The organism is Limnochorda pilosa (assembly GCF_001544015.1).
GTDB lineage: Bacteria > Bacillota > Limnochordia > Limnochordales > Limnochordaceae > Limnochorda > Limnochorda pilosa.
This window is the reverse complement of the sequence record NZ_AP014924.1, coordinates 1,192,069-1,211,506: the sequence shown is the minus strand read 5'-3', so window position 1 is coordinate 1,211,506 and position 19,438 is coordinate 1,192,069. Positions and strand designations below refer to the sequence as shown.

The 19,438-nt window shown below is 70.8% G+C and carries 20 protein-coding genes; 8 read left to right on the top strand and 12 right to left on the bottom strand.

Annotated elements, in window-relative coordinates:
- Window positions 1–65 precede the first annotated feature (65 nt).
- From LIP_RS05340 to LIP_RS05330, 3 genes are all read right to left on the bottom strand, one after another.
- Window positions 66–446, bottom strand: a complete 381-nt coding sequence (locus LIP_RS05340) for a succinate dehydrogenase (RefSeq protein ID WP_068135308.1) — start codon at window positions 444–446, stop codon at window positions 66–68.
- Between the two features lie 78 nt (window positions 447–524).
- On the bottom strand, window positions 525–881 hold the full coding sequence (sdhC, locus tag LIP_RS05335; RefSeq protein ID WP_231699346.1) for a succinate dehydrogenase, cytochrome b556 subunit: 357 nt from the start codon (window positions 879–881) through the stop codon (window positions 525–527).
- Between the two features lie 47 nt (window positions 882–928).
- Window positions 929–2,005 carry a M42 family metallopeptidase gene (locus tag LIP_RS05330; RefSeq protein ID WP_231699345.1) on the bottom strand — a complete coding sequence of 359 codons (1,077 nt, stop codon included), beginning with the start codon at window positions 2,003–2,005 and terminating at the stop codon, window positions 929–931.
- A gap of 318 nt (window positions 2,006–2,323) precedes the next feature.
- On the opposite strand from LIP_RS05330, the gene LIP_RS05325 reads away from it, so the two are divergent.
- The 6 genes from LIP_RS05325 (at window position 2,324) to malG (ending at window position 8,820) form a co-directional block, all read left to right on the top strand.
- Window positions 2,324–3,313 (top strand): tagatose 1,6-diphosphate aldolase, encoded by a 990-nt coding sequence (locus tag LIP_RS05325; RefSeq protein WP_068135304.1) that lies wholly within the window; start codon window positions 2,324–2,326, stop codon window positions 3,311–3,313.
- A gap of 124 nt (window positions 3,314–3,437) precedes the next feature.
- Entirely contained in the window at window positions 3,438–4,472 is a 1,035-nt protein-coding gene (locus LIP_RS05320) for a zinc-binding dehydrogenase (RefSeq protein WP_068135300.1), read from the top strand.
- A 209-nt stretch (window positions 4,473–4,681) separates the two neighbouring features.
- Complete coding sequence (locus LIP_RS05315; protein WP_068135295.1) at window positions 4,682–4,933, top strand: hypothetical protein; 252 nt, start codon at window positions 4,682–4,684, stop codon at window positions 4,931–4,933.
- A 165-nt stretch (window positions 4,934–5,098) separates the two neighbouring features.
- Window positions 5,099–6,304 carry a sugar ABC transporter substrate-binding protein gene (locus LIP_RS05310; protein ID WP_068135291.1) on the top strand — a complete coding sequence of 402 codons (1,206 nt, stop codon included), beginning with the start codon at window positions 5,099–5,101 and terminating at the stop codon, window positions 6,302–6,304.
- Window positions 6,305–6,374: 70 nt separating this feature from the next.
- Window positions 6,375–7,970, top strand: a complete 1,596-nt coding sequence (malF, locus tag LIP_RS05305) for a maltose ABC transporter permease MalF (protein ID WP_068135288.1) — start codon at window positions 6,375–6,377, stop codon at window positions 7,968–7,970.
- Entirely contained in the window at window positions 7,963–8,820 is an 858-nt protein-coding gene (malG, locus tag LIP_RS05300) for a maltose ABC transporter permease MalG (RefSeq protein ID WP_068135285.1), read from the top strand. The genes malF and malG overlap by 8 nt, the downstream gene beginning before the upstream one ends.
- A 4-nt stretch (window positions 8,821–8,824) precedes the next feature.
- On the opposite strand, the gene LIP_RS05295 is transcribed toward malG, so the two are convergent.
- Window positions 8,825–9,859, bottom strand: a complete 1,035-nt coding sequence (locus tag LIP_RS05295) for a LacI family DNA-binding transcriptional regulator (protein ID WP_068135280.1) — start codon at window positions 9,857–9,859, stop codon at window positions 8,825–8,827.
- A gap of 203 nt (window positions 9,860–10,062) precedes the next feature.
- On the opposite strand from LIP_RS05295, the gene LIP_RS18870 reads away from it, so the two are divergent.
- On the top strand, window positions 10,063–11,772 hold the full coding sequence (locus tag LIP_RS18870) for a methyl-accepting chemotaxis protein (protein ID WP_158509565.1): 1,710 nt from the start codon (window positions 10,063–10,065) through the stop codon (window positions 11,770–11,772).
- Here LIP_RS18870 and LIP_RS05285 read toward each other — a convergent pair.
- Genes LIP_RS05285 through LIP_RS05270 form a run of 4 tightly spaced genes read right to left on the bottom strand, consistent with a single transcriptional unit; the run spans window position 11,691 to window position 15,287 of the window.
- A complete protein-coding gene (locus tag LIP_RS05285; protein WP_068135274.1) occupies window positions 11,691–12,179 on the bottom strand; it encodes a molybdenum cofactor biosynthesis protein MoaE in 489 nt (162 codons plus the stop codon). The genes LIP_RS18870 and LIP_RS05285 overlap by 82 nt on opposite strands.
- A 37-nt stretch (window positions 12,180–12,216) precedes the next feature.
- On the bottom strand, window positions 12,217–13,230 hold the full coding sequence (gene moaA, locus LIP_RS05280; RefSeq protein WP_068135271.1) for a GTP 3',8-cyclase MoaA: 1,014 nt from the start codon (window positions 13,228–13,230) through the stop codon (window positions 12,217–12,219).
- 13 nt (window positions 13,231–13,243) lie between these two features.
- Window positions 13,244–14,443, bottom strand: a complete 1,200-nt coding sequence (mobB, locus tag LIP_RS17645) for a molybdopterin-guanine dinucleotide biosynthesis protein B (protein ID WP_082725899.1) — start codon at window positions 14,441–14,443, stop codon at window positions 13,244–13,246.
- Window positions 14,444–14,480: 37 nt separating this feature from the next.
- Window positions 14,481–15,287: an XdhC family protein gene (locus tag LIP_RS05270; protein ID WP_068135269.1), complete on the bottom strand. Its 807-nt coding sequence runs from the start codon at window positions 15,285–15,287 to the stop codon at window positions 14,481–14,483.
- Between the two features lie 181 nt (window positions 15,288–15,468).
- Here LIP_RS05270 and LIP_RS05265 point away from each other — a divergent pair, with 181 nt between their 5' ends.
- Entirely contained in the window at window positions 15,469–15,843 is a 375-nt protein-coding gene (locus LIP_RS05265; RefSeq protein ID WP_068135265.1) for an XdhC family protein, read from the top strand.
- Here LIP_RS05265 and LIP_RS05260 read toward each other — a convergent pair.
- The 4 genes from LIP_RS05260 to pqqD form a co-directional block, all read right to left on the bottom strand.
- A complete protein-coding gene (locus LIP_RS05260; RefSeq protein WP_231699391.1) occupies window positions 15,785–17,035 on the bottom strand; it encodes a vWA domain-containing protein in 1,251 nt (416 codons plus the stop codon). The two genes, LIP_RS05265 and LIP_RS05260, sit on opposite strands and share 59 nt — an antisense overlap.
- Before the next feature lie 8 nt (window positions 17,036–17,043).
- Window positions 17,044–17,940: an AAA family ATPase gene (locus LIP_RS05255; RefSeq protein ID WP_068135258.1), complete on the bottom strand. Its 897-nt coding sequence runs from the start codon at window positions 17,938–17,940 to the stop codon at window positions 17,044–17,046.
- An 86-nt stretch (window positions 17,941–18,026) separates the two neighbouring features.
- Window positions 18,027–19,169: a pyrroloquinoline quinone biosynthesis protein PqqE gene (gene pqqE / locus LIP_RS05250; RefSeq protein ID WP_068135255.1), complete on the bottom strand. Its 1,143-nt coding sequence runs from the start codon at window positions 19,167–19,169 to the stop codon at window positions 18,027–18,029.
- The gene (pqqD, locus tag LIP_RS05245; protein WP_068135253.1) at window positions 19,166–19,432 is read right to left on the bottom strand and encodes a pyrroloquinoline quinone biosynthesis peptide chaperone PqqD; all 267 of its coding nucleotides are present in this window, start codon (window positions 19,430–19,432) and stop codon (window positions 19,166–19,168) included. The genes pqqE and pqqD overlap by 4 nt, the downstream gene beginning before the upstream one ends.
- Window positions 19,433–19,438: the final 6 nt, after the last annotated feature.

Below are 19,438 nucleotides of genomic sequence, written 5' to 3'. Positions count from 1 at the left end.
GCCTGCGGGACCCCCACCCCGCCGGCTCGGCGCCCGGTCGCCGCCTGCCCTAGGGCCGGCCGGCGTCAGGAGACGGGGTTGAAGGTGAGGATGACCTCGGTGCCCGTCACCAGCAGGCCGAAGACCAGCACGTAGAGGGCCGAGGTCCAGACCACGCGCCATCCGCGGCGGTGGACGTAGTCGTCGATGAGGGTGCGGATGCCGTTCGCTCCGTGGAGGACGGCCAGGGCCAGCAGGACCCAGTCGTACACGCGCCAGCCGGGCAGCGCCCAGCGGCTCGCCACGAAGGCATAGTTGATGGTTTCCACGCTGTTGATCAGGTGCATGATGACCACGTGCCCCAGGGCCATGAAGATGAGCACCAGCCCGGAGACCCGCATGAAGTACCACGCCATGAGCTCGAACCCGCCCCCAGCGGGTCGTTGATGCACGCTGGCTCGCGCCATGCTTCTCCCTCCCCCGAAGACTCCCACGCGTTCGGTGGCCGCCGCCCCGATGCCCACCCAGGGCGCTCGCCTCGGCCCCTAGTGCAGGATCTCGGCGATCATGTACCAGGCGGTGGGCACGTAGAGCACCACGAAGAGGCCCACCACCACGTAGAAGAGCTGCCGCTGCTTCTGGAAGAGCGAGGCTTGGGGCCAGAAGTCCACCAGGACGATCCGCACCCCGTTGAGCCCGTGGAAGAGCAGGGCGCCCACCAGGCCCACCTCGCCCAGCCGGAAGACCGGGTGGTTGTAGATGGCCATGACGTCGTTGTAGAGCTCGGGGCCGAAGCCCACCAGCCAGGTGTCGAGGATGTGGAAGACGAGGAAGAACATGACGCCCACACCGGTCACCCGGTGCAGGATCCAGGACCACATCCCCTGCCCGCCGCGATACACCGCGTCTCACCCCTTCTCGTTGGTGAACTGGGTCGCCGGCCGGCCGGTCACTGCTCCCGCAGCCGGCGGGCGGTCTCTGCGTCCAGGCGGCGGATCACCGCCGTCAGGAGCCGCACCGTCTGCTCCAGGTCCTCCTCGTGCAGGACGGAGGCGTGGCTATGGATGTAGCGGACCGGCGGCCCCAGGGCCAGGGAGGGCGTGCCGGAGCCGTGCAGGTGCATGCGCCCCGCATCGGTGCCGCCCCGGGGCATCACCTCGAACTGAAGCGGGATGCCCTCCTCGGCCGCCGTGTCGACCACCAGGTCCCGCAGGCCCCGGTGCGGCACCATGCTGGCGTCGTAGAGGAGCACCACCGGCCCCTGGCCCAGCCGGGCCCGGGCCTCGGTCTCCTTGACGCCGGGGGTGTCGCCGGCGATGCCCACGTCCACAGCGAAGGCCACGTCGGGGTCGATCCGCTCGCTCATGGTCTGGGCGCCCCGCAGGCCCACCTCCTCCTGCACGTTCCCCACCCCGTAGACGGTGTTGGGGTGGTCGCTGCCCTTCAGATCGTGGAGCACCCGCACCGCCGCTGCGCAGCCCGCCCGGTTGTCCCAGGCTTTGGCCATCAGGAGCTTGCCGCTCCCCAGGCGCGTGAAGGGGCAGAGAGGCACCACCGGATCCCCCGGCCGGATGCCCAGGGCCTCGGCCTCCTCCCGGCTGGTGGCGCCCACGTCGATGAACATCTCCGCGATCTCCACCGGCTTCTTGCGGTCCTCCGGGGATAGGAGGTGCGGGGGTTTGGAGCCGATGACGCCCGTATGCTCGCCCTGGCGGGTGAGCACCCGGACCCTCTGGGCCAGCATCACCTGGTGCCACCAGCCGCCCAGGGTCTGGAAGCGCAGGAACCCCTCACCGGTGACGTGGGAGACCATGAATCCCACTTCGTCCAGGTGCCCGGCCACCATCACCCGCGGGCGGCCGGAGGCGCCGCGGAGCACGCCCGCCACACCGCCCAGGTTGTCGGTAACGATCTCATCGGCCACGGGCTCCAGATGACGACGCATCACGTCCCGAACCGGCCCCTCGAAGCCCGGCACCCCGGGGGCCTCGGTGAGCTCCTGAAGGAGCTGCGTCCACGCCTGCACGAACCGGATCCCCCCATCGCCCGCCGCCCCCGGGCCCCCATGGACCGGTGCGGCGGCCGCCCGCCCCCGGCCCCAGACCGTGCCCGAGCCCAACGCGGGCGTGGAACGGCACACGCGGAGAGCATTCGTTACTCGTTTCACCAACTCCTTCTTTCTGGAAGTTCGCCGTGCCCGGGCGGCAACGGCTCGCCTCCGGGCTGGGCTCGGGCCACGCGGCCCCCTCGGCGCGAGCTGGCCCTTGGGAGGAGGGGGGCTCCCACTGGCACAGGGGAAAACTCGCGGGGGACGAATCACTTCCAGCGGAAAGGGGTTGGTCACTTGGAGTCGTTGACCATCGGCCGCTGGCGGGGCCTGCAGCAGCTCTCGACGCCCGAGGGCGTCTTCTGCATCGTGGCCGTCGACCAGCGGGGCGCCTTGAAGCGGATGCTGGAGGGTAAGGGGCGGTCCTCGGACCCCGCCGCCATGACGGCCGTCAAGCGGGAGATCGTGGGCGCCCTCAACCGGGACGCCACCGGGTTCCTGCTGGATCCGGAGTTTGGGGCCGCGCCGCTCGCGGCGAGCGGCGACCTTCTGGGGCGTAACGGCCTGGCCGTCTCATTGGAGGCCACGGGGTACGAGGAGCGGGCCGGGGACCGCCTCTCCTCGGTGCTGGACGGCTGGAGCGAGGCCAAGATCAAGGCCATGGGCGCGAGCGCCGTCAAGCTCCTCATCTACTACAACCCGCGGCGCGAGGCGGCGGCTCGCCATCAGGAGGAGCTGGTCCGGCAAGTCTCGGCCCGGTGTCGAGCCCTCGACATCGCGCTCATGGTCGAGGTGGTCACGTACCCGTCCTCGGACGACCAGAGCCGCGAGGCGTTCCAGGCCGAGCGGCGGGCGCTCGTCGTCGAGAGCGCCGCCCGCATCACCGCCCTCGGCATCGACCTCTTCAAGGCCGAGTTCCCGGTGGCGCCCGCCGTCACCCAGGACGAGGCGGTCTGGTACCAGGCGTGCCGGGAGCTCACCGAGGCTTCGCGCACGCCGTGGGCGCTGCTCTCGGCCGGGGTGGACTTCGACACCTACGCCCGCCAGCTCAAGGTGGCCTGCCGGGCTGGGGCCTCCGGCTTCGTGGCGGGGCGGGCCATCTGGCGCGAGGCGGCCGAGGAGACCGACTCCTCCCGGCGCCAGGCCTTCCTGAACCGGGTGATGCCCGAGCGCCTGCGGGAGCTCGTGGCCATCGCCCGGCGGGAGGCCGCACCGTGGACGTCGAAGCTCTCTGCCAGCCGCGTGGACGAGGGATGGTATCGGGACTACCGGGGCCTCGAGGCCTGAGGGAGCGCCAGCCCGGGGCCGAACGTAGGCTGACCAGGAAGGGGGGTGGCGGTGCCGGCCCCGGGGCACGGGATCTTCCTGGATCCCGGTGCGGATCCCCGGAGGCCGGGCGCCGCGCGGATCCGTGCATGCCGTCATCATCCGTCAGCAGGGTGGCCCGGAGGTCCTGCACTGGCAGGAGGTGCCCACGCCCGAGCCCGGGCCCGGCGAGGTGCGGGTGCGCCTCCGGGCCGCCGCCCTCAACCACCTGGACGTCTGGAACCGCACGGGCGTGCCGGACGGGCCCGGCGCTCTCAAGGGACGGATCCCGGGTGCGGACGGGGCCGGCGTGGTGGACCAGGTGGGGCCCGGGGTGGACCCCGCCTGGGTCGACCGCCGGGTGGTGATCAACCCTGGGATCTCCTGCGGCCGGTGCCAGGCCTGCCTTTCGGGCTGGGACACCCTCTGCCGGGAGTACACCGTGCTGGGAACGGGCCGGGACGGCACCTACGCCGAGTACGTCACCGTCCCGGCGGCCAACCTCCTCCCCATGCCGCCCCGCCTCAGCTTCGAGGAGGCGGCCGCCTTCCCCCTCACCTTCCTCACCGCCTGGCACATGCTGGTCGCCCTGGCCCGGGTGCAGCCGGGGGAGAGCGTGCTGGTGTGGGGGGCGGGCAGCGGCGTAGGTGTGGCGGCCATCCAGGTGGCCCGCCTGTTCTCGGCGCAGGTCTTCGCCACCGTAGGCTCCGACGAGAAGCTCGAGCGCGCCCTGGAGCTCGGAGCGGCCCGCGTCTTCAACCACACGAACCAGGACGTGCACTCGGAGGTGAAGGCGCTCACGGGCAAGCGGGGCGTGGACGTGGTGGTGGAGCACACGGGCGAGGCCACGTGGGACCAGAGCGTACGGGCCCTGGCGCCCCGGGGGCGGCTGGTGACGTGCGGCGCCACCACCGGCCCCAACGGCGCCACCCACCTTCGCCATCTCTTCGCCAAGCAGCTCCAGATCCTCGGCTCCTACATGGGGAGCAAGAGCGAGCTCTGGGAGCTCCTCCCCCACGTCAACGAGGGACGGTTGCGGCCCGTGGTGGACAGCGTCCACCCGCTGGCCGGAGCGGCCGAAGCCCACCGGCGCATGGACGAGCGCCAGCACTTCGGGAAGATCGTCCTGCGCGTCGACTGAGACCGGCGGAACGGGCCGCCTCGCGGGATGGATGTCCCCGTGCGGGGCCTGAGAACCTTCCCGGGGCCGACAGGCTGCGGCCCGGTATACGGAGGCCATTCCAAGGCGGATACTGCCGAGGGCAGGAGGAGTCGCCCCGGCCCGCGACGAAGAACCGGTCGCAAGAGGGAATGCCGCTGCGAGAAAGCCGGTTGGGAGGTGCATCGGGCGTGCCCCGGAGGAGACAGGCCAAGGCGAAGGAGCCGGCGGACCGGTACTACCAGCCCGTCCTCCGCCCCTGGCGCGAGGACGACCGCCTGGTGCTGGCCGATCTCCTCCTGGACGGCCATGAGCCCCCGGCGATCGCCCGCATCCTCAACCGCTACACCAGCGACGTTCGCCGGGCCATCCGCACCCCCGAGACCGAGCTGGTTCAGCGCTGGCTCATCACCTCCCGCTTCGAGGCCCGCTATCCCTGGTAAGGCATCGTTCACGGCCCCCACCTTCCGTCGCTTCCTGACACGTCCAGGCAGGAGACCTCCCGGACAGGGTCGAACTTCCTTCGTGAGCAAACGTTTGAATGATCCTGCGGCGACGGATCGGGCGCTCAGCCTGCTCGCGCGCGGGAACGAAGGAGTGATGGGGCGATGAAGCGTCTGGCGGTTGCACTGGTGCTGCTAGCCCTGGTCGTGGCGGGCACCGGCCAGGTGCTGGCCTCCGAGGAGGGTACCCTCCTCATCTGGGCGGATGAAATCCGTTCGAAGGTCCTGGCCGGCATCTCGGAGGACTTCGAGGCCGAGTTCGGCGTGCCCGTGCGGATCCAGGAGTTGCCCTTCACCGACATTGCGAACAACCTGGCCGTAGCGGCCCCTGCAGGTGAGGGACCGGACATCCTCGTCACGGCCCACGATGGGCTGGGTAAGCTTGTGGCAAACGGCCTCCTGGAGCCCATGGACCTGGGTGCCAAGGCGAAGGAGTTCGTCCCCACCGCCCTCGAGGCGTGGACCTACGACGGAGTCCTCTACGGTCTTCCCTACGCCACCGAGGCCATCGGGCTGTACTACAACAAGGACCTGGTGGACCACGCGCCCACCAGCTTCGCAGACCTGGAGAGCCTGGCCAAGAAGGCGACGGACCGGGCCAAGGGCAGCTACGGCTTCGCCCTGCCCATCCCTGACCCCTACCACACCTTCCCGCTCATGTCCGCGCTGGGCGGCTACGTCTTCCGCCCCAGCGACAACGGCGGCCTCAACCCGCTGGACATCGGTCTGAACAACGCCGGCGCCGTCCAGGGCGTCGCCCTCTTCGACCGGCTGATCGAGGAAGGGGCCATGCCCGTCCTGGACTACTCGACCATGACTGGGCTCTTCACCACTGGGAAGCTGGCCATGATGCAGACGGGCCCGTGGGAGCTGGGTAACGTGCGCAAGGCGGGCATCAACTACGGCTTCGTACCCATCCCGCCCGTCGCCGGTCACCCCGCCCGGCCCTTCGTGGGCGTCCAGGGCTTCGCGATCAGCAGCTTCAGCAAGAACAAGCTGCTGGCCCAAGCCTTCCTGAACGAGTACGTGGCCACCAAGGAGACCATGCTGGCCCTCTTCGAGCAGGACCCGCGGCCCCCGGCCTACCTGCCCGCGCTGGAGGAGGCCAGGAAGGACCCGGACGTGGCGACGGTGGCCCGGGCGGCTGCCGACGGTATCCCTATGCCAGCGATCCGCCAGATGGACGCGGTATGGACCGCCTGGGGGGATGCATTGCAGTTGGTGGCCAACCAAGAATTGGAGCCCCAGCAGGCCATGGACGACGCGGTGGCCCAGATCCGGCGCACCATCGAGGAGAGCATGAGCCAGTAGCCTGGACCCACGGTGACCTGCACGGACGGCGGGCGGCTCTAGCCGCCCGCCTCTTCGAGGTGGTGCTGGCATGGCAACCCACTCGCACCCGGAGGTCCGGGGGCACGCGCTCTTCCGTATGGGACGGCTGGGCTCGCTCCTGCGCTACGGGTTCGTCGCCGTCCTGGACGCCCTCGCGCTCTGGGCGGCCATCTGGCTGGCCGCATCGGGCGGCTACCTCCTCCTGAGCTTCCTGCTCCTGGGCACGGGGGGACTGAACGTGGCGCTCCTGAGCCCGCGAGCCTACCCCCTGCGCTACCTCCTGCCCGGCCTCTTCTTCATGACCATGATGGTCGTTTACCCCATTGGCTACACGGTCTACGTGGCCTTCACCGACTACGGGACCGGGCACGTGCTCACCAAGGGTCAGGCGATCGATCAGCTCGAGAGCCGCCTCTACGAGCCCGCCAGCGCGCCCCGGTACCCCTTCCGGGCCTTTCAGAACGAGGCAGGCGAGCTCCGCTTCCTGATCACCCTTCCCGACGGCGACACGATCCTCTCGGAGGGCGACCGCTTCGAGGCCGTACCCCCGGGGGATCCCACCCTGGTGGACACGGACGGGGACGGCACCGTCGACGAGCTCGCGGGCGGGTACCAGGCGGTGACGGGTCTGAGCCTGATGCGGCACCTGGGGGACCTGCAGAAGCGGACGTTCTCGTACGGCGAGTCCGAGCTGCGCCTGGCGAGCCTCACCGCCTTCGCCGAGCTCCAGCACCGCTACCGCTACGAGCCCGAGGCCGACCGCCTGGTGGATCTCCAGACGGACACAGTCTACCGTCCGGTAGGCGGCTACTTCACCAATGACCAGGGCGAGCGCCTGAGCCCCGGCTACCGGAGCGTGGTGGGCCTCAGGAACTTCCAGCAGCTGGTCACGAACCCCCGCATCTCGCGGCCCTTCATGCGTGTCTTCGTCTGGACTTTCGTCTGGGCGCTCGCGAGCGTGGCCAGCACCTTCATCATGGGGCTGGGGCTCGCGCTGGTGCTCAACGACCCGCGCATCCGGATGCGGAAGCTCTACCGGTCGCTCCTGATCCTGCCCTACGCTTTTCCGGCCTTCATCTCCGCGCTGGTGTGGCGGGGGCTCCTCAACACAGAAGTGGGGCTCATCAACCGGGTGCTGGAGTCGGTGGGGATCGCGGCCGTGCCCTGGCTCACGGACCCCTTCTGGGCGAAGGTGGGGGTGGTGCTGGTCAACCTCTGGCTCGGCTTCCCCTACATGATGCTCATCACGACCGGGGCACTGCAGAGCATCCCCGGCGAGCTCTACGAGGCCGCCTACTGCGACGGGGCCACCGGCTGGCAAAGGCTCCGCCACATCACCCTGCCCATGCTGATGATCTCGGTGGCACCGCTCCTCATCAGCTCCTTCGCCTTCAACTTCAACAACTTCAACGTCATCTACCTGGTCACTCAGGGCCGGCCGCCCATCCCGGGTGCGGGGACGCCGGCGGGGGCCACGGACATCCTGATCTCCTACACCTACCGGCTCGCCTTCGAGGGCGGTTCCGGCACCAACTACGGCCTGGCCTCGGCCGTGGCCATGATGATCTTCGTCCTCATCGGCTTGATCAGCTACGTCAACTTCCGCTTCACCGGCGTCTTCGAGAAGGTGGGAGAGAATGTATAGCCGCTGCTCGTTCTGGGACCGGTTGTGGCGCAACGGGCTCACGTGGCTCGCGATCGCCTTCGCCCTCGGGCCGATCCTGTGGGTGTTCTCGGCCTCCTTCAGCCCCGCCAACACCATCGTGGGCCAGCCCCTGATCCCGACGCAGCTGTCGCTGGAGCACTACCGCGCGCTCTTCTCGGACCCCCGCCACCCCTTCCACCTGTGGATGTGGAACAGCGTCAAGGTGGCCGTGATCGCGGCGGTTCTCACGGTCGCGCTGACCGCGCTGGGGGCGTACGCCTTCTCGCGCTTCCGCTTCCAGGGCCGGCGGGGCGGGCTCTTCACCCTGATCCTGATCCAGATGTTCCCCCAGATGCTGGCCATGGTGGCCATCTACCTGCTGCTGCTCGAGATCGGGCGGTACCTCCCCTGGCTGGGCCTCAACACCCACCTGGGCCTGATCATGGTCTACCTGGGCGGGGCGATGGGCGTGAACACCTGGCTGATGAAGGGCTACTTCGACACGATCCCCCGCTCGCTGGAGGAGTCGGCCATGATGGACGGCGCCTCCCACCTCCAGGCCTTCGTGCACATCATCCTGCCCCTGGTGCGGCCGATCCTCACCGTGGTCTTCATGCTCAGCCTCATCGGCCAGTACTCGGAGTACATCCTGGCCCGGGTGCTCCTTCAGAGCACGGACCGCTTCACCCTCCCGGTGGGGATGCAGCTCTTCATCTTCAACCAGTACGACAGCCGCTGGGGCATCTTCGCCGCCGGGGCGATCCTGGGGGCGATCCCCATCGTGATCATCTTCCTGCTGGTGCAGAGCCAGCTGGTGTCGGGCCTCACGTCGGGGGCGGTGAAGGAGTAGCGCCTCAGGCCGTGGCCGCCCGGGGTGCCGCCGCCGTGGACGCCCGTGGCACCAGGTGGGTGGGCACCAGCACGTGCTGGACGGGGCTTGCGGGGTCGTGGAGGCGCTCCAGCAGGAGCCGCGCTGCGACGCGGCCCAGCTCGAAGATGGGGACCCGGACCGTGGTCAGCGGCGGGTTCAGGTAGCCGCTCATGGGGTCGTCGTTGAAGCCCACCACCGACAGGTCGCGGGGCACCTGCAGCCCCAGGTCCGACGCAACCTGGAGCGCCCCCCAGGCCAGCAGGTCGTCGGTGGCGAAGAAGGCTGTCGGCGGGTCCGGGAGACCCAGGAGCCCACGGGCGGCCTGGGAGCCCTGCTCCCGGGAGAAGTCGGTGAAGCGGACCAACTCCGGGTCGAAAGGAAGCCCATGCGCCTCGAGCGCCTGACGGTAGCCGGTCACCCGGTCCTGGGTCACCAGGTACTCGGGAGCGCCCGCGAGGCAGCCCACCCGCCGGTGCCCCAACCCCAGCAGGTGCTCCACCGCTTCCCGGGCGGCCGCGGCGTTGTCGTTGTTCACCCACCAGACCTCCTGGTCTTCGGGAACCCGGCCCACCACCACGAAGGGATATCCCCGCCGGGCCAGCCGGGTCACGAGGCGGTCCTCCACCCTGGAGGCCAGCAGGACCAGCCCGTCCACTCGGTGGCTCTCGAGCATCTCCTGGCACTCCTCCAGCTCCTGGCGGGGCGTGAGGGACGTGGAGAGGAGGAGGGCGTACCGGGCCTGGTTGGCCACGGAGCCGATGCCGCGGATGACCTCGGGGAAGAAGGGGTTGGCCAGTGCGGCCTCAGCCGCCCGGGACATGACCAGCCCCAGGGTGCGGCTGCTCTGGGTGACGAGGCTGCGGGCGATGGCGTTGGGGTGGTAGCCCAGCTCCTTCATGGCCCGCCGGACCCGTTCCTTGGTGCCCTGGCTGATGCGGGGGTGGTCCGAGATCACGCGGGAGACCGTGGACGGCGAGACACCCGCGGAGCGGGCCACATCCTTGATGGTGACGGGCACGGGACAACCCTCCGGGTCCTAGCGCACGCGTTTGCGCCCTTGTTGCACAACCCCATCTTCCTTTCCCCATCTTTCCTGCGCTTCCTGCCGGCCCGCCAGGCGAGGATCAAGTTTCCGCCCTTTTCGGCCGAAGCGAAGAGAGAGAAGGGGCCTTTCCAGGGCGGGATCCACCGGGGGGCGACGGTGTGGCTGGGGCAGGTTCCGTGGCCAGGCGACGGACGGCGAGCCGGGAGCTGGGGTGGCTGCTGGTGGGGTCCAGCCTGCTCCTGCTCGTGGTGGTGGCGGGATCCGTGGCGGTCACCGACCTCCTCGGGCGGCACACCGACGAGCTGGCCGGCCGGGAGCTGCAGCTCCTGGAAACGGTTCAGGCCGCGGAGGCGCGTCTCGAGCGCACCCGCTCCACCTACCTGCTGAGCCTGCCCGAAGGGGGGGAGGCCCTCCGTTCCTACGCCCTCAGCTTCGGGTATCTGGCCAACTTCTCGGCAGCCGAGAACCCTGTGGACTGGCTGGACGATCTGGAGGCCGCCGCGCCCCGAGCCGGTTCGTACGCGGGACGCTGGGACCGGGCCCTCCAGCTCTCCCGGCAGTTGCAGCGCACCTTCACCGCCCTGAGCGAGACCCTGGACCTGGTTCGGCAGGAGGAGCTGATCACCCAGGCAGCCTCTCAGGCGGCCGAGCTTGCCCAGGCCCTGACCGGCCTGCGCGAGCAGGTCCGCCAGGGGGCGGCCTCCCTGGCCGAGGAGTCCAGCCGCCTGGCCGAGTTGAGCCGGGTGGGCCTCATCGCCCTGGGCGCCTTCCTCCTGCTGCTCAACGGCCTCCTGGGCGTGGCCAGCCTGCGGCGGCTCAAGGGAAGCGTGCGGGGGATCCAGGCGGATGCGCACCGGTCCGCGGAGAGCGCCTCCCGGCTCGGAAGCTGGCTCCGTACCATGGTGGAGGTCTCCGAGCGTGTCCGCTCGGGCATGGAGGAAGCGACGGGAGCCTCGGAGCAGATCAGCCGGGGGAGCCAGCAGGCGGCCGAGGCGGTGACCCGCATGAGCGGCCACCTGGCCGAGGTGGAGCAGCAGGTGCAGCAGGCCACGGACCGCTTGGCCGAAACCACCCGCGGCACCGAGGCGGCCTCTCGGCGCATCCAGGCGACGGCAGCCCAGGTGCGGAGCGGTGCAGAGCGGCTGCGGGAGGGCATCGAATCCCTCCGGGCCAACCTCTCGCAGATCAGTGAGCTGGAGGGACGGCTGCGGGGCTTCCGGGAGGAGATGCAGGAGATCCACGGCATCGTGCGGGCCATCTCCGAGATCGCCGAACGCACCCGGGTGCTCTCCTTCAACGCGAGCATCGAGGCGGCCCGGGCGGGCGCGCACGGTCGGGGCTTCGCGGTGGTCGCCCAGGAGATCAAGACCCTCTCCGAGACCAGCCGGGAGTCCGCCCAGGCCATCGGCCGCATCGTAAACGGCTTGGAGGCCGGAAGCACCGAGCTTGCCGCCCGGGTGGCCGGCGTTGCCTCCGAGGTCCAGGCGCGCGCCGAAGCCATCGGCACCCTGGACGACCTCTTCGTCTCACTGGAGGAGAGTTTTCGTGAGGTGGAGGGCCATGGCCGGAGTGTGGCCAAGCTCGCCGCGGACCAGGACGCCCTCCGCCAGGAGGTGAACGCCCGGCTCTCCGATGCGGCGGCGGGGGTGCAGGAGGTGAGTGCCCAGCTCCAGGAGACCGCGGCGGCCATGGAGCAGCTTCATGCCACCGCCCAGCGGATCCTCGGGGAGAACCGGGACCTGGCCCAGGGGCTCTCCGAGCAGCTCCGGCTCGCCCGAGAGCAGGAGGCCCTGGCCGCGATGGTTCAGGAGCGGCTGCTGGTGCTGGACCGGCCCCGGGAGAGGCGCCGCTCGAGACCGACCCACTCCTCGGTTCCGTCGGCGTAGCGCTCCCGCTTCCAGATGGGCACCTGTTCCTTCAAGCGTTCGATGGCCCAGCGGCAGGCCTCGAAGGCCTCGTTCCTGTGAGGGGCGGCAGCCGCCACGACCACCGCCGCCTCCCCCGGCTTCAGGACCCCCAGCCGGTGGACCATGGCCAGGTCCACGCCGGACCAGCGCCGCTGGGCCAGCTCCACCAGCGCCGCCATCTCCCGCAGGGCCATGGGCTCGTACGCCTCGTACTCAAGCTCCAGCGTGCGACGGGCCCCGGTCCACTCCCGGACCCACCCCACGAAGCAGACGCTCCCCCCCACGGTGGTGGGGCCCTCCACCCGCGCCGCCACCTGCTGGGGTACCAGCGGCTCCCGGACGAGGCCGACCTTCTCCTCGAACGAGACCGATCGCTCCGACGCCAAGGGGGCTCTCCTCCTCCCGGGCCGGCTCGCGCGGCCCTTATCCTCCAATGTGCGACATCTCCACCTTGGGCTGGCGGGCCGTCTCCTGGGTCCGCAGCTCCGAGTAGCGGTCGCGGCGGCCTTCCCATACGCCCCGGACGAAGGCCGCGACCTGCTCGTCGGTCCGCCCCCCGCGCAGGAGCGCCCGCAGGTCGTGGCCGAGGCTCGAGAAGAGGCAGGTGTAGAGCTTCCCTTCCGAAGAGAGACGCAGCCGGGTGCAGTCGCCGCAGAAGGGCTGGGTCACCGAGGCGATGATGCCGATCTCGCCGCTGCCGTCGCGGTAGCGGTAGCGACGGGCCACCTCACCCCGGTAGCCTGGCTCCACCGGTTCCAGGTCCGCCTCGCGCCGGAGGATGGCCAGGATCTCCGCGGCCGGCACCACGTCCTGCATGCGCCAGCCGTTGGTGGTGCCCACGTCCATGTACTCGATGAAGCGCAGCACGTGCCCGGTGCCCCGGAAGAACCGGGCCATCTCCAGGATGCTGCCGTCGTTCACCCCGCGCTTCACCACCATGTTGACCTTCACAGGCGCGAGCCCCACCGCCTCGGCCGCCTCGATGCCCTCCAGCACCCGCACCACGGGGAAGTCCACGTCGTTCATGGACCGGAAGATCGCGTCATCCAGGGAGTCCAGGCTCACCGTGACCCGGTGCAGCCCCGCCTCCTTCAGGGTGCGGGCCTTGCGGGCCAGCAGCGAGCCGTTGGTGGTGAGGGTGAGGTCTTCCACGCCCTCGATCCCTGCCAGCATCGCCACCAGCTTCTCCACCTCGTGGCGGAGCAGGGGCTCACCGCCCGTGAGCCGGACCTTGCGCACGCCCATCCCCGAGAGGATCCGCACCAGGCGCGCGATCTCCTCGAAGGTGAGGAGCGCGCTCCGCGGCAGGAACTGGAAGTCGCGCCCGAAGACCGCCTTGGGCATGCAGTACGTGCACCGGAAGTTGCACCGATCGGTCACCGAGATCCGCAGGTCCCGGAGCGACCGCCGGAGGGTATCGGTGAGGGCTTGCTCCATGATCGCGCCCCTTTCATGAGCGGGCGGGACGAACCTGCGACCGGTCCGCCGCCGTGAGGCCCGTCGTGGCCAGGATGAACTCGGCCAGCTCCTGCACATCGTCCAGGCCGAAGCGGCGGAGCCCGGGCTCCACGGGCTCGTCGCTGGCCACAGCGATGCGGTTCTCCAGATCCCGGATCCGGGGCTTGCCGGACGCCCGCCGGTGGACCTCGATGGACGGGAAGGCGCTGCCCTTGAACCCCTCCACCAGGACCAGGTCCACAGGCGGCAGGAGCGGCAGGAGCGCCTCGAGCGGGGGCTCCTCCTCCCGGTGCCGCCCCACCAGGGCGTAGCCTTCCGGCGAGCTGATCAGCACCGCCTCGGCCCCGGCGTGGAAGTGGCGGTGGCTGTCCTTCCCGGGCCGGTCCATCTGGAATCCGTGGGAGGCGTGCTTCACCGTGGCCACCCGGAGGCCCCGGCCCACCAGATCCTCCACCAGCCGCACCAGCAGGGTCGTCTTCCCGGAACCCGAAGGCCCCACCAGACAGACGACGGGCACCATCGACCCTTCCCTCCCCGGCCGAACCTGAGCGCCGGCCTCTGCTTGGCCTACGGATGCGAACGCCCCGCCCGCGTGCCGCAGCGCCCGGTACGCCTCGGGGGTGTCCACGTCGGCCAGAGCCGGCGGGGGCGCTTCCAGGGCCACGACACCCTCCAGCGAGCGGACGATCGAGCGGGCCCCTGCGTCTCCGCGAAGCGTTTCGAGGCGGGGCCACAGCTTCCTGCCGAACGCGGCCGGTACCCCCACATCTCCCCCAGGGTAGCTCACCGCGGCCGCCCCAGAGGCGGTCGAGCGGGCAGCCCTCACCAGGGCCGCCACGAGCCCGGCCCCCACGCCGGGCTGATCGGCCAGGAGGACCACCGCCACCTGGCACTGGGGCGCCAGGGCCGCGAGGCCCACCCGGAGCGAGCCGGCCAACCCTGAGGCAAACTCGGGGTTGAAGACGGGCTCCACGGGCAGGCCCCTGGCCCGCAGGGGAGAGAGGGCTGCTTCCACGGCCTCCCGCCCGGCCCCGGTCACCACGCACACCTGGGCGGCTCCTGCCTCCAGCGCGGCGCCCACCGCGTGCAGGAACATGGGGCGGCCCCTCACCGGGAGCACCTGCTTGAGGGTGCCGAAGCGCCGGGCCTGCCCCGCCGCGAGCACCACGGCCCCCCAGGCGGGGCCGGCCATGGTCCGGCCCTCCCCAGGCGCGTCCCCGCCCACCCCCTCAGGCCCCCTGCGCACGCTCGGGGTGGAGCGCGCCCTGGCGGTCCCGCAGGTGGCGGGCTTCCCGCCCGTGGTGGAGGGCCGCGGCCTCCGCGACCACCGCGAGGGCGACAGCGCCGGCCCCCTCACCGCCCAGATCGAGGCCCACGGGGGCGTAAAGCCGGGCCAGATCCTGCTGCCCCGGCGCGTCACCTTCGCGCCTCAAGTGGGCGAGAAGCTGCTCCGCCCGGCTCCTGGGGCCCAAGACCCCCACGTAGGGCACCGGCGAGGCAAAGAGGCGTTTGAGCCAGCGGACATCCCGCTGGAAGTGGTGGGTCAACACCACCCCGTAGCTCTGCGGGGTGAGTAGCCGCTCGGGCAGCTCCTCGGGCTCGCAGGAAACCAGCTCCTCGGCTCTGGGAAAGCGCTCCCGGCGTAAGAGGGCAGGCCTGTGGTCCGCCACGGCCACCCGGAAACCCGCCGCGGCGCCGATAGTGGCCAGCGCCTCCGCGTCGCCCCCCGCCCCCAGCACCAGGAGCCAGGGCACCGCCCGGACCCACTCCACCAGCACCTCCGCCGAGGGCGAGCGGCCGGATTCAGGCCAGTGCAGCCGCAGGTGGCTCTGGGGGCGGCCCGCCCGCAAACGCGTCAGGACGTCCTGGTCCAGGGCCGGTGCCCCCAGCGATCCGGTGGCACGAAGGTCGCCCGTCACCAGCAGGCGGGCGCCCAGAGGGACCTGCGGGTGACTGCTCTGCACCACCGTTGCGAGCCAGAGCGACCGGCCCGCCTCCAGCTCGGCCACCATCGCCCTTGCCATCCCAGGATCCACAGCACGGCCCTCCCTTCCCACTCCAGCCCATCCCGGACCTGCAGCGGCGGGCGCTCCTTGCGGACCAGGGTCTTGCCGGAGAAGGGTGCATCGAGTATTCTGACGGCAAGCATCCTTTTCCTCCCGGGTACCCGGCCCGCTCCCGAGGCCCCGGCACCTGGGAGGCCACGGAGGTGGCGGCATGAGTCACCCGCTTGAGACCCTCGACGTGCTGCGCGAGGCCCTTCGGGCCCAGGAGGCGGGCCAACCGGTGGCCATGGCCACCGTGGTAGGCATCGAGGGCTCCGGCTACCGCCACGAGGGCGCCCGTCTTCTGATCCGCCCTGACGGCACCACCTGCGGCACCCTCAGCGGCGGCTGCCTGGAGGGCGACGTGGCCGAGATCGCCCGCCAGGTGGTGGCCGAAGGCCGACCGAGGCTGGTCACCTACGACCTCACCCACGACGAAGACGGCCTCTGGGGCCTGGGGATGGGCTGCAACGGCGTCGTTCAGATCCTCATCGAGCCTGTTGCCGCCGCACCGGCCGCCGGCTCCCCACCGCCTGCAGGCGCCTGAGGAGACCTTCCACGTCGGCCAGCCGCGCCATGGGCAGGAAGTCGTCCACGAAGGGCAGCGCCGCCTGCATCCCCGCCGCCAGGGGCTGGTAGCCCTCGCCACCCAGGAGAGGGTTCAGCCAGATCAGACGGTGGGCGGTCCGCTGCAAGTGGGCCATCTCGCGGGCGACGGCCCGGGGGTCGCCGCGGTCCAGGCCGTCGGAGACCACCATCACCACCGCCCCCCGGGTCGCCACCCGGCGGGCCCACGCCCGGTTGAACCGGCCCAGGTTCTCGCCGATGCGGGTCCCGCCAGACCAGTCGGGTACCTCGCTCACCGCCCGCCGGAGCGCCTCCTCCACCGGCCGCCGGCGCAGGAGGCGGGTGACCCGCGTCAGGCGCGTGCCGAAGAGGAAGACCTCCACCGGCTGCCGGCGGGCCACCAGGTGGTGGGCCAGCGCCAGCAGGGGCCACGCATAGGGCTCCATGGAGCCGCTCACGTCCAGGAGCACCACACCCGGTCGCAGCCTTTCCCGCCGCCGGCGCCGGGGCAGCGCCCACACCTCGCCCCGGGTCGCGGTCTCCCGCAAGGCCCGGCGCAGGTCGACGCCGTGGCCGCGGGTCGACCGGCGCCACCGGTGGGAACGTCGCACGCCCTGCCAGGCCAGCGTCTCCAGCCGCTGCAGGGCGAGCCCCCGATCGGCCGCGTCGTACCGGGCGAAGTCCTTCTGGGCGAGCCGCTCCGCCGGGCTGTACCCTCCCGCGGGCCGCCCTTCGGGGACCTCATCACCTCCATGCCCCTCCCACACCTGCCAGGGAACCCTGGCCGGGGTGGGTCGGGCCGTTTCGCCCGGCGACGGCGGGGCGCCGTTGCGGGACGGCGCCCGGCGCCAGCGCTCCCGCTGGGCCGCCGCCGACGCGCCCAGCGTCCGGGCGGCCAGCTCCGCGTCCTCCCGGCGACCCGCCAGCAGCCCCAGGAAGACCTGGAAGACCTGGTCGAAGCGCCGGGCCTCCTCCCGCCCGGACGCCGCCACGCACCGGAGCGCTCCCTGCACCCGTTCCCGATCGTGCACCCCCACGACCTCGAGGGCCTTCAGGGCCAGGGCCATGCGCTCGGGACCCACGCCCAGGCCGCCCAGGCGCAGTAGCCGCTCCAGCACCAGCAGGTTGGCCAGGATCACCTCGGGTCGCGTCACGAGCGCCGGAAGGTCCATGCTCACGCCTACCCCACCTCCGCCAGGATCTGGCGGACCTGCTCCCGATCCAGGCCCTGGAGATCGTCGCGGTACTTGAGGAGGACCCCCAGGCTGGCCTCCACCGTGCCCGGGTCCAGTTCCCGCTGCCCCAGGGCCTGCAGGGCTGCCGCCCAGTTGATGGTCTCGGCCACGCCGGGAAGCTTGTAGAGATCCATCTGGCGCAACCGCTGGACGAAGGCCACCGCTTGCCGGGCCAGCCCTTCGGTCACGCCTGGGACCTTACGGAGGAGGATCTGGCGCTCCCGCTCGGCGTCGGGGTAGTCGATCCAGTGGTAGAGGCACCGCCGCTTCAGCGCGTCGTGGATCTCCCGGGTGCGGTTGGAGGTGATGACCACCACGGGTCGCTCCCGGGCCCGCAGCGTGCCCAGCTCGGGGATGGTCACCTGGAAGTCCGAGAGCAGCTCCAGCAGGAACGCCTCGAACTCTTCGTCGCTCCGGTCGATCTCGTCGATGAGGAGCACGGGGGCCGGACCCTCGGGGTCGATGGCCCGCAGGAGGGGTCTCCGAATGAGGAAGGCCGGGCTGAAGACCTGCCGGTTGACGGCCGGTCGATCCACCGGACCCGATGCCTCGGCCAGGCGGATCTCCAGGAGCTGCCTGGGATAATCCCACTCGTAGAGCGCGTGGGCCACGTCCAGCCCCTCGTAGCACTGGAGACGCTCCAGGGGGCGCCCCGTGGCCTGAGCGAGCACCTTGGCCACCTCGGTCTTCCCCACCCCCGGCTCGCCTTCCAGGAAGAGGGGGTGCTCCAGGGCCAGGGCCAGGTAGAGCACGGTCGACAGGGCCCGGTCAGGAACGTATCCGGCCTGTTCCACCGCGGCCTCCAGCGCTTCAATGCTCCCGAAGGGGTTCTCCGTCGGCATCACCGTCCTTTCCGTGCGGTTTCATGGCACCTGCGGCGCTCTTCACGTGAAAACCTACCCGCTTTTGTTCTTGAGATGTGGTTAATCTACCAGATTCTCAGCACGCCACGCATTGTGCCCGGTACCCCGGCGTGTGTGAGCTCACGGGCCTCCATGACCGTGTTCTCGACGATGAAGTGATCGGAGGACCACCGGCAGACGGGATCGGTGCGGGCAGCGTCGCCGGTGAGGAGGTACGCCTGGCAGCGGCAGCCCCCAAAGTCGACGAAGCGCCGGTCACAACTGCGGCACGGCTCTGGCATCCACTGGAAGCCGCGAAACCGGTTGAACGCCTCCGAGGAACGCCACGCCCGCGCCAGGGTCCACGTGCGAACACTGGGAAAGGAGAGATCGGCGATGACACCCGCGGTCGGGCATGGAAGGAGATCTCCTTCCGGGCTCACCGTCAGCCCGATGCGCCCCCATCCGCCCATGCACGGCTTGGGATGGTCGGCATGGTAGTCCGGCACCACCCAGACCAGCTCCATCTGGCCGTGCAGCCGCTCGGCGTGGCGCCGGTAGACCTCCTCGGCGCGAGCCACCTGCTCGACCGAAGGAAGCAACCGCTCCCGGTTCAGGAAGGCCCAGCCGTAGTACTGGGTGTTGGCGAGCTCCAACCGGTCGGCTCCCCAGGCCTCCGCCATGAGGATGATCGGCTCCAGGTCGTCCAGGTTGAAGCGATGGAGGACCACGTTGAGCGTGAGGGGAAGCCCTTCCGCCTTCACGGCCAGCGCCGCCTGGCGCTTCTCCTCCCAGGCCTTCCTTCCGACGATGCGATCCGAGAGCTCGGGGCGCGCAGCCTGGACGCTCACCTGGATTGCGTCCAACCCTGCTTCTCGCAGGCGTCGCACCCGCGTCCGATCCAATCCGACGCCGCTGGTGATGAGGTTGACGTAGGCTCCGTTCTCCCGGGCACGCGCCGTCAACGCCTCCAGGTCCCGCCGCAGCAGGGGCTCGCCTCCCGAGAAGTGCACCTGGACCACGCCCAGGTCCCTCGCCTCGTCCAGCACCCGCAGCCAGGTCCCGGTCTCCAGCTCCTCCTCACGCCTTGCTAAACGCAGCGGATTCGAGCAATAGGGGCAGTGCAGGGGGCAACGGTGGGTCAGCTCGGCGAGCAAGGAGAAGGGGGAGGGGACCTCGGACTCTTGCACGCCCCTCGTCACCCTCTCGCTCACCGCAACCTCCTTCATGTGATCCACCCTTCCTCGTTCATGCGCTCGAGGAACTCCAGGACGTCCGACTCGATCCCCCGAGCCCCGTAGCGAGCTTCCATCTCCCGCACGACGTCCGACACCGGCCGCTCTCCGTCGCAGAGCTCGAGAATGGCACCCGCCGTCTCGTTGAGGACCACGACCCTCTCCGGTAGGAGCAGGAGGTGACGGCCGCGTCCCGGATCCCAGCGAAGCCGAACCCCCCGCGCCAGGCGGGGCGTGGAGGAGCGCGTCCAGCCCACGGTTCC

What these genes read in the sequence shown, in the direction of transcription:
- LIP_RS05340 (WP_068135308.1), bottom strand. Translation starts at nt 446, where the DNA reads ATGGCGCGAGCCAGCGTGCATCAACGACCCGCTGGGGGCGGGTTCGAG.
- LIP_RS05310 (WP_068135291.1), top strand. Translation starts at nt 5,099, where the DNA reads ATGAAGCGTCTGGCGGTTGCACTGGTGCTGCTAGCCCTGGTCGTGGCG.
- malF (WP_068135288.1), top strand. Translation starts at nt 6,375, where the DNA reads ATGGCAACCCACTCGCACCCGGAGGTCCGGGGGCACGCGCTCTTCCGT.
- malG (WP_068135285.1), top strand. Translation starts at nt 7,963, where the DNA reads ATGTATAGCCGCTGCTCGTTCTGGGACCGGTTGTGGCGCAACGGGCTC.
- moaA (WP_068135271.1), bottom strand. Translation starts at nt 13,230, where the DNA reads ATGGAGCAAGCCCTCACCGATACCCTCCGGCGGTCGCTCCGGGACCTG.
- mobB (WP_082725899.1), bottom strand. Translation starts at nt 14,443, where the DNA reads ATGGCCGGCCCCGCCTGGGGGGCCGTGGTGCTCGCGGCGGGGCAGGCC.
- LIP_RS05265 (WP_068135265.1), top strand. Translation starts at nt 15,469, where the DNA reads ATGAGTCACCCGCTTGAGACCCTCGACGTGCTGCGCGAGGCCCTTCGG.
- LIP_RS05260 (WP_231699391.1), bottom strand. Translation starts at nt 17,035, where the DNA reads ATGGACCTTCCGGCGCTCGTGACGCGACCCGAGGTGATCCTGGCCAAC.
- LIP_RS05255 (WP_068135258.1), bottom strand. Translation starts at nt 17,940, where the DNA reads ATGCCGACGGAGAACCCCTTCGGGAGCATTGAAGCGCTGGAGGCCGCG.
- pqqE (WP_068135255.1), bottom strand. Translation starts at nt 19,169, where the DNA reads ATGAAGGAGGTTGCGGTGAGCGAGAGGGTGACGAGGGGCGTGCAAGAG.